This window comes from Rhodococcus sp. NPDC060084, from assembly GCF_042730335.1.
Classification (GTDB): Bacteria; Actinomycetota; Actinomycetes; order Mycobacteriales; family Mycobacteriaceae; genus Rhodococcus.
Map to the genome: position 1 here is coordinate 81,761 of NZ_JBHWWX010000011.1, position 15,227 is coordinate 96,987.

Annotated in this window: 17 protein-coding genes; 8 read left to right on the forward strand and 9 right to left on the reverse strand. The window is 66.8% G+C overall.

From position 1 onward, the window contains the following. Positions 1–29: 29 nt before the first annotated feature. Entirely contained in the window at positions 30–608 is a 579-nt protein-coding gene (locus ACFWBU_RS08990; protein ID WP_169619121.1) for a TerD family protein, read from the reverse strand. A gap of 153 nt (positions 609–761) precedes the next feature. Between ACFWBU_RS08990 and ACFWBU_RS08995 the strand changes: the two genes are divergently transcribed. Then, the gene (locus ACFWBU_RS08995; protein ID WP_240951850.1) at positions 762–1,418 is read left to right on the forward strand and encodes a (2Fe-2S)-binding protein; all 657 of its coding nucleotides are present in this window, start codon (positions 762–764) and stop codon (positions 1,416–1,418) included. Positions 1,419–1,492: 74 nt separating this feature from the next. Here ACFWBU_RS08995 and ACFWBU_RS09000 read toward each other — a convergent pair whose 3' ends face one another. Together ACFWBU_RS09000 and ACFWBU_RS09005 are read right to left on the reverse strand one after the other, a co-directional pair. After that, positions 1,493–2,242: an IclR family transcriptional regulator gene (locus ACFWBU_RS09000; RefSeq protein WP_169619117.1), complete on the reverse strand. Its 750-nt coding sequence runs from the start codon at positions 2,240–2,242 to the stop codon at positions 1,493–1,495. Further along, on the reverse strand, positions 2,239–3,756 hold the full coding sequence (locus ACFWBU_RS09005; protein ID WP_378528067.1) for an APC family permease: 1,518 nt from the start codon (positions 3,754–3,756) through the stop codon (positions 2,239–2,241). Before ACFWBU_RS09005 ends, ACFWBU_RS09000 begins: the two co-directional genes overlap by 4 nt. 289 nt (positions 3,757–4,045) lie before the next feature. Between ACFWBU_RS09005 and ACFWBU_RS09010 the strand changes: the two genes are divergently transcribed. The 3 genes from ACFWBU_RS09010 to tatA are packed head-to-tail and all read left to right on the forward strand — an operon-like array spanning position 4,046 to position 6,514. Next, positions 4,046–5,623: an FAD-dependent oxidoreductase gene (locus ACFWBU_RS09010; protein WP_378528092.1), complete on the forward strand. Its 1,578-nt coding sequence runs from the start codon at positions 4,046–4,048 to the stop codon at positions 5,621–5,623. A 25-nt stretch (positions 5,624–5,648) separates the two neighbouring features. Continuing rightward, on the forward strand, positions 5,649–6,323 hold the full coding sequence (locus ACFWBU_RS09015; RefSeq protein ID WP_169619113.1) for a Rid family hydrolase: 675 nt from the start codon (positions 5,649–5,651) through the stop codon (positions 6,321–6,323). An 8-nt stretch (positions 6,324–6,331) separates the two neighbouring features. Then, positions 6,332–6,514: a Sec-independent protein translocase subunit TatA gene (tatA, locus tag ACFWBU_RS09020; protein ID WP_240951848.1), complete on the forward strand. Its 183-nt coding sequence runs from the start codon at positions 6,332–6,334 to the stop codon at positions 6,512–6,514. A gap of 37 nt (positions 6,515–6,551) precedes the next feature. On the opposite strand, the gene ACFWBU_RS09025 is transcribed toward tatA, so the two are convergent. After that, positions 6,552–7,430, reverse strand: a complete 879-nt coding sequence (locus ACFWBU_RS09025) for an SDR family oxidoreductase (protein ID WP_378528093.1) — start codon at positions 7,428–7,430, stop codon at positions 6,552–6,554. A gap of 142 nt (positions 7,431–7,572) precedes the next feature. Between ACFWBU_RS09025 and ACFWBU_RS09030 the strand changes: the two genes are divergently transcribed. Continuing rightward, the gene (locus ACFWBU_RS09030) at positions 7,573–7,764 is read left to right on the forward strand and encodes a hypothetical protein (RefSeq protein ID WP_169619109.1); all 192 of its coding nucleotides are present in this window, start codon (positions 7,573–7,575) and stop codon (positions 7,762–7,764) included. Positions 7,765–7,816: 52 nt separating this feature from the next. On the opposite strand, the gene ACFWBU_RS09035 is transcribed toward ACFWBU_RS09030, so the two are convergent. Beyond that, positions 7,817–8,620, reverse strand: coding sequence for an SDR family NAD(P)-dependent oxidoreductase (locus ACFWBU_RS09035; protein WP_378528068.1), 804 nt, complete (start codon positions 8,618–8,620; stop codon positions 7,817–7,819). A 182-nt stretch (positions 8,621–8,802) separates the two neighbouring features. Here ACFWBU_RS09035 and ACFWBU_RS09040 point away from each other — a divergent pair, with 182 nt between their 5' ends. After that, on the forward strand, positions 8,803–9,678 hold the full coding sequence (locus ACFWBU_RS09040) for a class II glutamine amidotransferase (RefSeq protein WP_378528069.1): 876 nt from the start codon (positions 8,803–8,805) through the stop codon (positions 9,676–9,678). A gap of 10 nt (positions 9,679–9,688) precedes the next feature. Here the strand turns inward: ACFWBU_RS09040 and ACFWBU_RS09045 are convergent, their stop codons facing one another. Further along, entirely contained in the window at positions 9,689–10,264 is a 576-nt protein-coding gene (locus ACFWBU_RS09045; RefSeq protein WP_378528070.1) for a TetR family transcriptional regulator, read from the reverse strand. 9 nt (positions 10,265–10,273) lie between these two features. Further along, positions 10,274–11,686, reverse strand: coding sequence for an MFS transporter (locus tag ACFWBU_RS09050; RefSeq protein ID WP_378528071.1), 1,413 nt, complete (start codon positions 11,684–11,686; stop codon positions 10,274–10,276). Positions 11,687–11,927: 241 nt separating this feature from the next. On the opposite strand from ACFWBU_RS09050, the gene ACFWBU_RS09055 reads away from it, so the two are divergent. Both ACFWBU_RS09055 and ACFWBU_RS09060 read left to right on the forward strand, forming a co-directional pair. Next, positions 11,928–12,482, forward strand: coding sequence for a hypothetical protein (locus tag ACFWBU_RS09055; RefSeq protein WP_378528072.1), 555 nt, complete (start codon positions 11,928–11,930; stop codon positions 12,480–12,482). 150 nt (positions 12,483–12,632) lie between these two features. Further along, positions 12,633–13,337, forward strand: a complete 705-nt coding sequence (locus ACFWBU_RS09060) for a DUF899 domain-containing protein (protein ID WP_378528073.1) — start codon at positions 12,633–12,635, stop codon at positions 13,335–13,337. A gap of 51 nt (positions 13,338–13,388) precedes the next feature. Here the strand turns inward: ACFWBU_RS09060 and ACFWBU_RS09065 are convergent, their stop codons facing one another. Continuing rightward, positions 13,389–14,186: an ABC transporter ATP-binding protein gene (locus tag ACFWBU_RS09065; protein ID WP_378528074.1), complete on the reverse strand. Its 798-nt coding sequence runs from the start codon at positions 14,184–14,186 to the stop codon at positions 13,389–13,391. Further along, positions 14,183–15,223 (reverse strand): iron ABC transporter permease, encoded by a 1,041-nt coding sequence (locus ACFWBU_RS09070; RefSeq protein WP_169651583.1) that lies wholly within the window; start codon positions 15,221–15,223, stop codon positions 14,183–14,185. The genes ACFWBU_RS09065 and ACFWBU_RS09070 overlap by 4 nt, the downstream gene beginning before the upstream one ends. Positions 15,224–15,227: the final 4 nt, after the last annotated feature.

Sequence of the window (15,227 nt, forward strand, 5' to 3'; positions counted from 1 at the left end):
GTCACGAGCACGCGGCGCGCGCCTTCGGATCAGCCGATGCTGACACCGTAGTCGCGGGCGATTCCCGCGAGGCCGGACGCGTAGCCCTGGCCGATCGCGCGGAACTTCCATTCGGTGCCGCGCCGGTACAGTTCACCGAAGACCATCGCGGTCTCCGACGACGCGTCCTCGCTCAGGTCGTAGCGCGCGAGTTCGCGATCGTCGGAGCGGTCGACCACCCGGATGAACGCGTTGCGCACCTGACCGAACGACTGCCCGCGCGCGTCGGCGTCGTGAATCGATACCGGGAAGACGATGGACTGCACCTCGGCGGGCACTGCGACGAGGTCGACGTTGATCGACTCGTCGTCACCCTCTCCCTCGCCGGTCAGGTTGTCGCCCGTGTGCTCGACCGATCCGTCGGGCGAACGCAGGTTGTTGTAGAAGACGAAGTGTTGGTCCGAGAGCACCTTGCCGTTCGCACCCGTGACGAGAGCGCTGGCGTCGAGGTCGAAATCGGCGCCGGTCGTAGCCCGGACGTCCCAGCCGAGACCGACCGTCACCGCAGTGAGGTTCGGAGCCTCCTTCGACAACGAGACATTTCCGCCCTTGGCCAAACTCACACCCATGCCGGTCCTTTCGATCGGTTGTCGTGAGACCCACGATAGTCGGCCCGCCGAAGCGGGCGATTCGGCGTGCTCGCGCCGTGCTACGTTGCCGACGTCGCACGACGGCACGAGCGAGCCGGGCGGATGGAGAAGACGAACGAGAGCAGGAGTGCCTTGGCCCAGGAGAATGCGACATCGGGCGCGACCGGGGTGCTCGAACGGATCGCGGCACTGAGTCCCTTCTTCGCGGTCGGGACCGGAGAAGTGCCCGGCGGCCGATGGCAACCCACCATCGCACTGCGTGAGCGCACGACCCGTGACCACCTCGTGACCGCTACGGCCGAGCAGATGAGCACCGACGAGATGCGGGTGGCCGCTTCGACGGTGTTCTTCGCTTACGCCGCACGCGTGTGGTCGATCGCGATCGGGTCCGTCACTCTCTCCGGGCGTTGTATCGGCCTCGACCCGGACCAGCTGCTGTGGCGGTCCGACGGTGGCACCCTCCTGTTGCACGTGGCCGAGCCGCGGTTCGGTGACTCCGTTGCCGTCGAGGTGCTCGACCGGCAACTCGAGCCGATCATCGAGGCGTGGCGCGATGTGGTGGCACCCGGGCTGATGTGGGGTAACGCGGCCTCGGCTCTGATCGGTGCAGGACGAATGATCGGCGAGGCGGCACTGCCGCACCTCGACGCGCTGCTGGACGACCCCCGGTTGACCGGCAGCATCGACCGAGCGACAGGAAGGCGTCGTAGCTGCTGCCTGTTCTACCGCACCGCCAACGGAGGCGTGTGCGGCGATTGCCCTTTTCCCACCCCGCCCGCTGGTCCGTGAATCCGTCGTTCTGACAAGCATTTCCGCTCGGTACGCCCGCACGGTTCGTGTGCCGGATCGGACGGAAACCTCGGTTACGAGACCGAAGTCGACCCGCGTAGGACAGAAGCGTAGGAGCGCAAGAGATCCCGGATCTCCGGATCGTTCACGCTGAGCCGTCCGGTGCGCCCGATGGCGGTCAGCGCTCCGGTGAGCCGATGGTCGTTAGTGCGCACCGGGACCGCGAGCGCTGACCGGCCGATGCGGCTCTCGTCGACCTCGGACGCGGCATCTTCGTCACGTACACGTTCCAGTTCCGCCCTCAGTTCGGCTGGTTCGGTCTTGGTGCATTCGGTGATCCGGCGGAGCGGGCCGGGCCCGATCAGTTCGGGCCGCTGAACGAGCAGCAGTTTTCCGATCGCCGACGCGTGCAGGTGCGTCGTCCAGGTCGACTCGCCGGACAGTTCGTGGTCGGGGTCTCGGTCGACGAGGCGGACCCGGCCACCCGTGTAGGACACCAGGTAGACGCCGTACCGGAGCTGTGCCCGCAACTCCTCGAGGACAGGACCCGGATCGATGTCCACATGGGGCGCCGGTGCGGCGGCAGCGAGTTCGCGGGTACGCCGCCCGAGCGCGAAACCCGACAGGTCTTCGACCCGAACAAGGTAACCGTCTGCCACGAGGAGATTGAGCAGACGGTAGGCAGTCGCGGGCGGGATCGCTGTCAGCGCCGCGACGTCACGAGCCGATGCGCCGGCACCCAGGGTTGCAACGGCTTCGAGGAGGGCGAGCGCACGCTGAACGGCCCGGGGTTCGTGCCCACCCTGCCCGGCCCGGACGCTCACCGCCGTACCGCGTTCGGATGATCGGATCCGACGAGGGCGACGCGGCCGCGGCCGGTCTCGGCGAAGGCGCCGGCCCCGGGAAGCACATCCTTCGATTCGGGGCTGTCGAACACGCCGATGTCGGCGAGGGTCGCCGGTCGCGTTCGTCGCAGGTGCCGGTACCACAGGACCGGAACCGCGAGCACGACGAGCAACGCCGTCAGAGCGCCGAACCGGCCGTCCAGCGCGTGGCCGATCACGATGCACCCGGTGACCACCCCACCGAGAGTCGCAGCGACGCGACATGTCCAGGTGATTGCCGGCGTCGACTCCTGGATACGAGCGAGGAACACCACCGCCGCGACCGCGACCAGGACGTACGCGACCAGAAGAACGACGCGCAGCGTGACACCGGCCCAGTCGGGCACCTCACCCCGGACCGCGAGGACCGTCGCACCGATCGCGAGACAGGACACCGCGGAGACGAGCGCAACCCAGGGTGTGCGGAGTCTCCGGTGTACCGAGCCCAGCCCAGCCGGCAGAACGCCTTCGACCCCCATCGAATACAGCAGCCTGGACGCGGCGTTGGAGGACGCCATCGCCGACGCGAGCCACGAGCAGGCCATCCCGAGGTGCAGCAAGGCCACCACCACCGGACTGACTCCTGTCGAGGTGCCGTACAGATAAGCCCCCACGAGGGTGTCGGCGTGGCCGCTCCACGCGGCCCAACCGGCGAATACGAACAGCGCTCCACACAGTGCCGGTGTGGCGATCACGGTGCGGGTTACGGTGATCATCGGACGGCGCGCCTCGGGCGCGACGAACGTCGCGCTCTCGAATCCTGCGAGGGCGAAGAGCGCGGACAGAACTACAGGAAGCAGAAGACCGGTCCCGGCTCCCGGAAAAGGCTGCACCGGCACCGATTCCGCACCGGGCATCACCATCAGGCCGACGATGAAAATCAAGGAACAGGATTCGATCACAAGGATCGCCAGCGCCGCGAACCGGACACCACGCAACAACGCCGCAAGGATCGCCGCGGCGATCAGGAGATACACCACGGCGGTCGCCGGCCCCCGGATGCCGATGCCGCACTGTGCGGCGATCGCGATCACCGCGTGCCCTCCGTGGTACAGCGTCAGCGCACCGCTCCCGAGATACTTCACCGCCATCGCGATGCCCGTCGTCAGAGCCGCACGTGGGCCCAGACCTTTTGCGACGAACGCGTACAGCCCGCCCGAAGCAACCATGCGGCGGGTGAACAGCGCTGTGCAACAAGCAATCAGAGTGACCAGCACAGTTGCAGCCACCACGGCGATCAGACCGGACATCAGCGCGTGGTGGGTGAGCATCGCGGCGGGCAGCAGGACCATCGATGCCGCCGGGGCGGTCGTCGCGACCGATTGAGCGAGCACCTCCCATCCCGACAGTTGCCTGCGCCCCAAAGCTCGCAGTGGCGACACTGCCGGGCGTTCCGGTTCCCGGTGCGCGAACGACCGTGCGATCGCATCGGCCAGCGCAGACGTTTCGGTCATGATGCCTCCCCACCCGCCGGCGTGCTCGTGCCGGCCGCGCAGACCGTACGCGCATCGTGTTACCCCACGGTTTCTTCGGCAAGTCGTATGAGGTCTTCCGAGTGAGAGGGATTGCTCGCGACGTTTCTCACTCGCCGCTGCCGAACCGTTTCTTCGCCGTATCCGGCGGGAAGCACACCGCCTCCACGATTGCTCCGAACGACGGCGCGGGCACAGGACGTCCGCGGCCTGGAGCAGACGTCGTGAGCGCGATGGGAGCCATGAAGTGAGTGTCACCAGAAGATCATTCATGCGGGGCCTCGGCATGACCGGAGGCGTCGGACTCGCCTACGGGGCGATGTCGACCATAGGTCTCGCCCCCGCGGCAGCCACCCCACCGAACAGGTTCCAGCCTCCCGCGATGGGCGACCTCATCGGCAAGGCCCCGGGAAAGCAGTCGGTCGTCGTGCTCGGCGGCGGTCCCGCAGGTCTGTGCGCTGCGTACGAACTCCGTAAGGGCGGCTACGACGTCACGGTACTCGAGGCTCGCACCCGGCCGGGCGGACGCGTCTACTCGGTGCGCGGCGGCACCACGGAAACCGAGATCGGCGGAGACACTCAGACCTGCACCTTCGCCGGCGGCCATTACTACAACCTCGGGGCCACCCGCATCCCGCAGAGCCACATCACCCTCGATTACTGCCACGAACTCGGCGTCGAGGTCCAGCCGTTCGGCAATCAGAATGCGAACACGCTCGTCCATTACAGTAGTGACACCGCTATCTCGGGACAGTCGGTCCAGTACCGCGCCGCGAAGGCGGACACCTACGGCTACATGTCCGAACTCCTCCACAAAGCCGCGTCGAGGGGTGCGCTCGACGACGTCCTCTCCCCCGACGACAAGGAGGCGTTGTCGGAGTTCCTCAGCGACTTCGGTGACCTGTCCAGCGACGGCCGTTACCTCGGCTCCACCCGACGCGGCTACTCGGGCGAACCCGGTGCCGGCCTGAACTTCGGCACCGAGACCGAACCGTTCCCGATGAGCGACGTCATCCGGTCCGGCCTCGGCCGCAACTTCAGCTTCGAGTTCGGCTACGACCAGGCGACGACGATGATGACCCCCGTCGGCGGTATGGACCGGATCTACTACGCCTTGCGGGACAAGATCGGTACCGACCGGATCCACTTCGGTGCCGAAGTGACCTCGATGAAGAACGTTCCCGACGGCGTCGCCGTGACCTACACGCAGGACGGCGCACGGAAGTCGATCACCGCCGACTACTGCATCTGCACCGTTCCGCCGAATCTGGTCGGCCGTTTCGACAACAACTTGCCCGCGGAAGTACTCAAAGCGCTGTCCGCCGCCGTTCCCGCCTCGGCCGGCAAGCTCGGCATCGAATACACCCGGCGCTGGTGGGAAACGGAAGACCGCATCTACGGCGGCGCTTCGAACACGGACAAGGACATCACCCAGATCATGTTCCCGTACGACCACTACGGCTCGGACCGAGGAGTCGTCGTCGGGTACTACACCAGCGGACGGCGGCACCTCGCGTTCGAATCCCTCACTCACAAGCAGCGTCTGGACAAAGCCGTGGCAGAGGGCATGTCGATCCACGGCGAGAAATACGGCCGGGACATCGCCTCGTCCTTCTCGGGTAGCTGGCGTCGCATGAAGTACTCGGAAGGCGCCTGGACGAACTGGAAGGGCGCCGGTGACTCGCACGGGGGTGCCGCCACCCCCGAGTACGAACTGTTGCTCGAACCCGTTGACCGCATCTACTTCGCAGGGGACCACCTCTCCAACGCAATCGCCTGGCAGCACGGCGCCTTCACCTCTGCCCGCGATGTCGTCACGGCGCTGCACCAGCGCGTCGCCGCAGCCTGACCACCTTCGATCTCCAGGAGCACTCATGAAGCGCACCACCCTCCGCGCCGCGGCGTTGGCCGCGAGCCTGGCCACCACCACCGCCATCCTGACTTCCTGCTCGTCCGACGACGACCCCGGCGCGCCACCCAGCGAGACGACTGCCGTGGCGCAGGCGGTTCTCGAGCCCGGCGAGGCGAACCCGATGATCGCGCAGGGCGTGACGATCAGTTCCGGTGCGAGGGTATACAAATCCAGCGGTCTGGGGCCGACTGCGGCGAATACGGCAGCACCTCAGGGCACCCCGGAGTCGTACATCGACTCACAGTTCGCCGACGGTGAGCTGCCCGACGGTGTCACCGTAACCGAAGCCCAAGGGATCAACGTCCTCAAGAACATTCGCGCGAACCTCGAAGCGCAGGGACTGACTCTTGCCGATGTCACCACCATGCGGGTGTTCCTCGACAACGCGCCCGGCACCGACAGAGCGGACTACGCCGGCTGGAACCGCGCCTATCGTCAGTTCTTCGCGAACACGAATCTCGACACCGGGGACACCGAACTGGTGCCCCTGGGAACCGCAGAGCCGGCCGCACCGCTCGAACGCAATGCCGCACGGCCCACGCGGTTCGCGCTGGAGGTCGGCAGCCTTCCCGTTCCGGGCTGGCTCGTCGAGGTCGAGGTCGACGCGGTGTACCCGACGGACGGGATGGCGGGCTGATGGGCGCGATGAGCCCGGCACATTGGGCGGTCGTCGCGGTGGTCCTGCTCGTTCTGTTCGGGTCGAAGAAGCTCCCCGAAGCTGCGCGAGGGCTGGGCAGATCACTTCGGATCCTGAAGTCCGAGGTCGGCGAGATGCACGCCGACGATTCCCGGCCCGCGTCGACCGACACTCCGAGCATCACCGGATAGGCAGCAGGTACCCCGGGCACCCCGGGGTACCTGCTCGTCAGGTGAAGGGCACCCCGCCGGTGACCGCGATGGTCTCCCCGGTGATGTAACTCGAGTCCTGCGAGGCGAGGAACACGTACGCGGGAGCGAGTTCCGCCGGCTGTCCGGGACGGCCGAGCGGCACATCCTTACCGAAATTCTCGTACGCATCCTTCGGCATGGTCGCAGGAATCAACGGCGTCCAGATAGGGCCGGGTGCACCAGCATTGACGCGAATACCCTTACTCGCGACGTCTGCGGCAAGCCCTTTGGTGAAGTCGACGATGCCGGCCTTCGTGGTGGCGTAATCGAGGAGACCAGGTGAGGGGTTCACCGCCTGGATCGAGGTGGTGTTGACGATCGCCGATCCCGGTTCCATCCGGGCCACTGCGAATTTCGACAACCAGAACAGGGCATAGAGATTCGTCTTCATGACGCGATCGAACCCGTCCGTGGTCATGTCGGCGATCCCACCGGGAACCAGGTGCTGGTAGGCAGCGTTGTTGACCAGGATGTCGATACCACCGAACTCCGAGACGGTCGTGGCGACGAGGTGTCGGCAGAAGTCTTCTTCCCGGATGTCTCCGGGCACGAGCACGGCGCTCCGTCCCGCCGCTTCGACGAGTTCGGCGGTCCGTCTGCCGTCCTCGCCTTCTTCCGGGAGATGGCAGAGGACGACGTCTGCTCCTTCCCGCGCGAAGGCGAGCGCCACGGCGCGCCCGATACCGGAATCACCACCGGTGATCAGTGCACGCCGGTCGAGAAGTTTTCCGGAGCCCCGATACGTCAGTTCGCCGTGGTCCGGAGCAGTGACGAGTTCGTCGGTCGCGCCGGGGTAGGTGATCTCGGGTTGCTGCTCCAACGGGGGAACAGGGTGTTGCTCTCCGGGGTGTTGCATCCGGTTCTGGGCCTCGTCGGACACGGTTGCCTCCCTCGGTCGTCGGCCTGTGTTTCCCGGTACCCCGCAGGGAGGTCTTCCACACCGGCGGTTGAGCGCCACCGATATGGGTATTCCGACCGGAACGTCGCAACGGAGGAGCATGTCAGTGGCCGACCACAAAGACCCCGAAACCACGTCGACCGAACACGGGAGCGAGGATGCGGCGCCCGACGTCGTCTCCGACCCCGCCCGCTCCACCGAAGGCGAGTCGACCGAGTGGACCACCGAAGGCGGAGCTACGCCTGCGGGTCCGGCCACCGAGACGGAGAACTCCGAGGAGAAGAACTCGTAAGCACGGGGCCCCGCCGGCCGCCGTGGGCTCGGCGCCACGGGTCGCCGTGGGCTCAGCGATCGACGAGCGACCCCATTTTCTTCGCCACCATGTCGATCGTGCGGCGCGGCATGAGCCGCGAGAGCAGGTCGATCATCGTGGCGTCCTTGCCGATACACATACGGAACGTGCCCTTTTCGATCGCGTTGGCGATGCGCAGCGCCGCCTCGGCGGACGAGGTGATCTTCGCAGCGCCCGCATCGGTGTCGCGGCCCGGAATGGACGCCCCCGAATTCTCGGCGATGCCGGTGCGGATCGCGCCGGGGAAGACGAGCGTCACGGCGACGTTCGTGGTGCGAAGCTCCGCGAACAGCCCTTCGGTCAGAAGCTTTACTGCGGCCTTGCTGGCGCCGTACACGGACTGACCCGGCACCGGTGCGAGGCCGCCCATGCTGGAGACGTTGAGCAGGCTGGCCTCCGGACGCTTCGTGAGCTCGGGAAGGAACGCCTTGCACATGTGCACGACGCCCCAGTAGTTGACATCCATCACCTTCGACATCTCGTCGTACGACAGTTCGGCGAACGGCACGAAGTGCTGGATGATCCCGGCGACGTTCGCGATGCCGTCCACCTGCCCGTGAGCAGCGACGACCTCGCCGACGAGCGCCTCGACGGCGGTGCGATCCGATACGTCCGCGGTGTGGGTTGTCAGCCTGTCGCCGGCGGCGGGCGCCAGTGCGCGCGTACCGTCGAGCGCTTCACTGCGAAGGTCGACGGCTGCAACCCGTGCGCCGCGCACGAGAAGTTCGAGGACGACGTCGCGCCCGATTCCGTTGCCGCCGCCGGTGACGACGAATACCTTGTCGCGTATCCGCATATGCTCCCTTTCGTTTTCCTCACGGTAGCCCCGATCGGGAACTCTCGTCTTCCGCGCGAGGACCATTCGGGGCGGATCGCACTCACGGGCACAACCCGGTCTCGGGTGTGGAACCGGCCCGGAGCGACCTCGGGCGTGGTCATACTGGTGATGATCCGGCCTCGAGCGAGAGGACGACGGCAATGTGCCGATTGTTCGGGATGTCCGCAGCACCCCATCGAGTGCACGCCACATTCTGGCTCCTCGACGCCGAAGACAGCCTCGCCGAGCAGAGTCGCCGAATGCCCGATGGAACCGGTCTGGGGTCCTTCTCCGCCGACGGCACCCCACTGCTCGAGAAGCAACCGATCGCGGCATACGAGGACCGTCAATTCGCGCTCGAGGCCAGGGAGCGGGAGTCCCGGACCTTCGTCGCCCACGTCCGGTACGCGACCACGGGAGGCACCGTCCTCGCGAACACCCATCCGTTCGAACAAAACGGCAGGTTGTTCGCCCACAACGGGGTGATCGAAGACCTTCCGCTGCTGGAAGCCGAACTCGGCGACTACCGCACTCTCGTGCACGGCGATACGGATTCGGAGCGATTCTTCGCGCTGATCACCCGCCACATCGACGAGCAGGGCGGTGATGTCGGTGCCGGAATCGCGGCGGCCGTCGGATGGGTCGCCGACCGGCTGAGAATACTGTCGCTGAACTTCGTGCTCGTGACCGCCGAGGAGTTGTGGGCGTTCCGTTACCCGGACACCCACGACCTCATGGTCCTGCAGCGGCGTTCCGGCGGACCGAGCGGAAGCCGTCATCTCGAGCACGCGAGTGCCGCCGGAACGGTGCGTGCTCGCTCGGGCGATCTGTCCAGCCGGCCGGCCGTTGTGGTGGCCACCGAGCGGATGGACGAGGACCCGGACTGGGAGTCGCTGGCGTCGGGAGAACTCCTTCACGTCGGACCTCGTCACGAGGTGTCACGAACGAAGATCGCGGAGCACGAACCGCGTCACCGGTTGACGCTCGACGACCTCACGGGCCGCGCCAGGGCCGCCCAGGCTCCGAGCGCACCGTGACGGCTGCGACTCACCGGCCGGAATCTATGACTTGCTGGATGAGTCCGCCGTAGGTCTCGATGAGTTCCTCGTTCCCGACGTCCTCCGCTGTGAGCACCTCGAAGGTGCGCAGCCCACCGGCGAGTCCGAGCAGGAGTGTCACGATGATCCGCGACCGCACCAGACCCTCCGACTGCTCACCGATCGTTGCCGCGATCCTCGGCACGACACGCGTCACCATCTTCTGGCGCGCACTCTCCGGGTCGGGTGCCTCTTGGACGAGAAATGGTGCCATGGCCCAGAATTCGTAGTCGCCCGTGTCTCGCCGCTCGACGAGAGCACGCACCATCCGGCGACCGATCGACTCGTCCGGGCGCTCGACGTCGGCGAGGCCCGGCGCGTCGGGCGCGGCGGCCTGGAACAGTTGGGCCTTGCTGCCGGTCAGTTTCATCACGAGGGCGGGCGATACACCCGCAGCCTCGGCGACATCTCTGATCGTGGTTCCGCTGAATCCACGTTCGGCGAACAACGTTCTGGCGGTGTCGAGAATGATCTCCCGGGTGCTCGGTTCACCCACGTCGGCACCCGACCCGAGGAACTCCGGCATGCGCGGACATCACGATCCGGCCGTGGTCGTCACCGCGGTCGTCGCCGAGCCCACCGGGGAAGGCTGCGCGGGTCGCTGTTTCGGAAGGAACATGGCAGCCAGCGTAGCCAAAAACGTGGCGGCGCCCGCGATCGCGAACATCGCCACGATGGCCCCGTGCGCGGGGAACGAGCGTCCCGCCAGTTCGATAGTGAGCCCGGTGAGGAGCGCGGCGACGACCGCACTCATACTCGACGATCCGATCGTGCGGAGGAGACTGTTGAGCCCGTTGGCGGCGGCCGTCTCTGTCAGCGGAACAGCTGCCATGATCAACGCGGGCATCGTCGCATAGGCCATCGCGTTGCCGATGCTGACGAAGACGGCACCGACGATGATGAGGGCGACGGTGTCGTCGAACGCGATACGGAACGCGTAGGACGCCGTCATGACGAGCGTCGCGGTGATGAGGGTGGCACGCCCGCCGAACCGAGCGGTCACTCGTGCCGACAGCGGCGAGAAGATCAGCATGGCAACACCTCCCGGCACCATGCACAACCCGGCCGCTGCCGCACTGAGCCCGAACCCGAAGCCGGTGATCTCGGGGAGTTGCAACTGCTGGGTGGTCGAAAGAGTGTTCGCGTATGCGGCGAACCCGACGAACAGCCCGGCAATGTTGGTCAGCAGCACCGGCCTGCGCATCGACACGCGGAGGTCGACCATCGGTGCGGCGACCCGCAATTCGTACGGCACCCAGACGGCGAGGACGAGGACGGCAACGACCAGGCTCGCGACGGTCTGCGGGTTCGACCAACCCCACGCGGGCCCCTTCGAGATTCCGAGGAGCAGTGCAGTCAGCGCGGCGGACAGCAGCAGCGCTCCGACGATGTCGAATCGCCCCCGGGTGCCGGTGGCGCTTGCCGGGACGACGAGCAGGATCCCCAGCAGGAGGAGACATCCGGCGGCCGCGGAGACCCAGAAAACCGACGACCAGCCGAAGCTGTCGTAGAGCACACCTGCGGTGGGCAGGCCCAGCCCGCCGCCGATCCCCATGGTGGCACTTGTGAGCGCCACGGCGCCGGCGACTTTCTCCCGCGGGAGCACATCACGGAGCACAGCCATCGCCACCGGGATGAGCGCGGACGAGAATCCCTGTAGGGCACGGCCGATCAGGACTGCGAGGAAGGTTCCGCCGAGCGCCGCGATCAACGATCCGACGACCATCATCGACAGCGCCAGCACCATCATTCGGCGCTTGCCGAACATGTCGGCCAGCCGGGAGACGATCGGAGTGGCCACAGCTCCGGTCAGCAAGGTGATGGTGACCAGCCAGGTGGCGTCCCCCGCGGAGACATCGAGAAGCTCCGGGAAGTCCGGCAACAACGGAATGACCAGCGTGGTCTGTAGTGCGGCAACGAGTCCCGCCAGGCTCAGCAGCGCGGTCATCGTGCCACTCGAGGCGGGCTGTCTGCGTGCCTCGTTTTCCGCACTTCGCATTCCGTTCCCCTCCCTCCGGGGTGAACATTGTTCACCCTGCAAGAGTGAACGGCGTTCACCCCTCGCATGTCAACTCGGGAGCGCTCACACCCCCTGGATTCGGACGCCCGATAGTGGCGCCGGTCACAACAACGGCGTAATACTGTAATCACAGCAAATTTGCACGTCGATGCGTCCGAGGAGGACGATCATGCGACATCACCACATGAATTCACCCGGATTCGGGCGACCAGGCGGCTGGCAGCAGGCCCATGTGCCCGACGCGGGGGACGCCACCGAATGGTTCGCCGGACGACTGCCCGACGATTGGTTCACCGGTCCCGCCACCGTCGAAGTCGACCGCGAGGAGATCACCGTGGTCGGGGAACTTCCCGCACCGGACGACACATCGGCCGCCGCCGTAGACGGCCGCATCTCCCGCTTCCGCGAAAGCACCCGCCCCGACCGAATGCGTATCGCCGACGAAGCCGAGGCCCGCTACGGGCGCAAGGTCGCCTGGGGAGTCACCGTCGGTGAACGCCACGTCCTGTTCACCCACCTCGCAGTCCCGGTGATGACGCGGCTGAGGCAGCCCGAACGGAAGGTACTGGACACGCTCGTCGACGCGGGCGTCGCCCGGTCTCGCGCCGACGCTCTGAAATGGGCGGTCCGACTCGCCGGGCAGCACTCGGAGGAGTGGCTCACCGAACTGCGTGAGGCCATGAAGAAGGTCGACGATCTTCGATCCGAGGGCCCTCAGATCTGACGAGTTACTCGCTACATCACGCAACGACGCGGCGAGCGGATTCGCTATGTCCGTTCTCCATCCATCGGCCGAGCCGACACGAGCGCGATGACTTCCGGTTGGCTGCCCGGTCACAACTTGCAGACCAGATCCATCGATCTCGGAGGCATCATGACCCAGCAGACCTCGAGTGCCCTACCCCCGGTCGTCGACCGGCAGACCTGGCAGGCCGCGCTGGACGACCTGCGCAGACGCGAAAAGGCTGCCACCCGCGAACTCGACGCCATCGCCGCCCAGCGCCGCAGACTCCCGATGGTCGAGCTGCCCGACTACACACTGATCGGACCGGACGGTCCGATCCGGCTGGCCGACGTGTTCGACGGCCGCTCACAACTGATCGTCTACAACCACATGTGGTCCGACGGCGAGGAATGGCAGTGCGGTGGCTGCACCAGCCTCACCTCGCAGTGGACCCGGCTGGGCATCCTCGACAACTACGACGCCCGCTTCGTCGTCGTCACCAACGGGCCCATCGACGAAGCTCTGGCGTACAAGGCGAAGACCGGCAACATGATGGACTGGTACTCGTCCTCGGAGAGCTCGTTCGGAGCCGACGTCGACGCACCGCCCGGGGGTGGCTTCGCAGTCAATGTGTTCCTCCGCGACGGAGACACGGTTTACCGCACCTGGCACACCACCGGCCGCGGCACCGAACAGCTCAGCTACACCTTCCCCTTGGTCGACATCCTGCCGTGGGGCCGCCAGGAGGAATGGCAGGACTCCCCCGAGGGCTGGCCGCAATCGCCCACCTACTCAGGGTGGCTCGACTCCCCCGACATCGCCCGCCTCTACGGTCCGAACGGCAACTCCCGATGACATCCGGGTAGAGACAACGGCGAAAGGGTTTCCGTCACTCCTGCCCGACGGTCACCCCTGCCCGGCGAACTCCCGGTCACGGACACGGTGATACCGGATCACCGGCGTGCCTCCGTCGGCGACGACGGAGGCACGCACCCCGTATACGTGCTCGATCATGTCGGACGTCAGTGCCTCGACGGGTGGGCCCTGGGCGACGATCCGTCCCTTCGAGAGAACGACGACCCGGTCACAGAACATCGCCGCGAGGTTGAGGTCGTGCAGTGCGACGTAACTGGTCACCGGCAATGCCACCACCCGTTCCAGGATGTCGAGCTGATGCTGGACGTCGAGGTGATTGGTCGGTTCGTCGAGCAGGAGTTCCTGCGGGTCCTGGGCGAGCGCCCGCGCGATCTGGGCGCGCTGGCGTTCGCCGCCCGACATGGCCCGCCACAGACGGTCGGCGTGCTCGGACATACCGGTCGCCACGAGCGCCCGTTCGATCGCGGCGTCGCCTCCGTCGTCGCGGCCGAAAACGTCCGCGTGTGGAACGCGGCCCAGCCGAACCACATCCCGAACCCTGATGTCGACCTCGGTGTGCGAGTGCTGTCCCACCATCGCGACCCGCCTGGCCAGGACGCGGCGACCGAGCGTCCGGATGTCGGCACCATCGAGCGTCACCGTGCCCGCGTCCGGACGGTCGACGCCGGCCAGCAGACGCAGGAGTGACGATTTGCCGGAACCGTTGGGGCCGAGCAGCCCGATCGTCTCGCCGGGCCGCGGCTCGATCGTCACGTCGTCGACCACGAGGTTGCCGCCCCGGCTCCATCTCAGCGAGGTGGCTGCCAGTGTCGCTGCTTTCCTCGTCACTGCGTGCTCCTCATTCGGAAGAGAATCAGGGCGAAGGCGGGCACACCGATCAGCGCGGTGACCACGCCGACCGGAACCTCCTGCGGGGCGAAGACCGTGCGTGCCACCGCGTCGACCCACACCATGAACACCGCCCCCACCACTGCGGCGACCGGTACGAGACGACTGTGCCTGGGGCCGATCAGGAATCGTGCGGCGTGGGGTAGTACGAGGCCCACGAACCCGATGGCACCGGCCGCGCTGACCAGTACCGCGGTGATGAGTGCCGTCACCACCAGGAACATCAGACGGGTACGACCCACCGCGATTCCGAGCGTCGCGGCGGTGGACGATCCGAAGGTGAAGGCATCGAGCGCGGAGGCCTTCAGCAGGCACACCGCGATCCCCAGTGCGCACACACTGCCGCACAGGATCACGTCGCTCCAGGTTGCGCCCGCGAGCGAGCCGAGCAACCAGAACAGCACGCCGCGGGTGCGTTCCGCGTCGGCCGACGAGATGACGATGAAAGAGGTGAGCGCGGAGAACAATTGGGTCCCCGCGACACCGGCGAGGACCACACGGGAGGTTCCGCCGCCCGCGCCGGACGCGAGCAGCAGCACCAGCCCGAACGACACCAGTGCGCCGAGAAATGCTCCACCGGACAACGAGATCGCACCGCCTCCGATGCCGAGGACCGCGATCATCACGGCGCCGGTGGAGGCACCGGACGAGATACCCAGCACGAACGGGTCGGCGAGCGGATTTCGCAGCAGCGACTGCATGATCACGCCGCACACGGCCAGGCCGGCCCCGCACACCGCCGCGAGCAACGTTCGAGGTAGCCGCAGTTCCCAGACGATGCCCTCCCGGATTGCACTCACCGTCGACCCACTCATACCCAGCTTGTCGAAGATCACCGAATAGACGTCCCCGACAGAGAGATTCGCGGGCCCTATGGTGACGGTGACGGCGATCGACAGAGCAAGCGCCACCACTCCCACGGTGATCACAGCGACAACCGGGACCCGGTCGCCCCTGACGGGCAACCGGGTCTTCATCTCG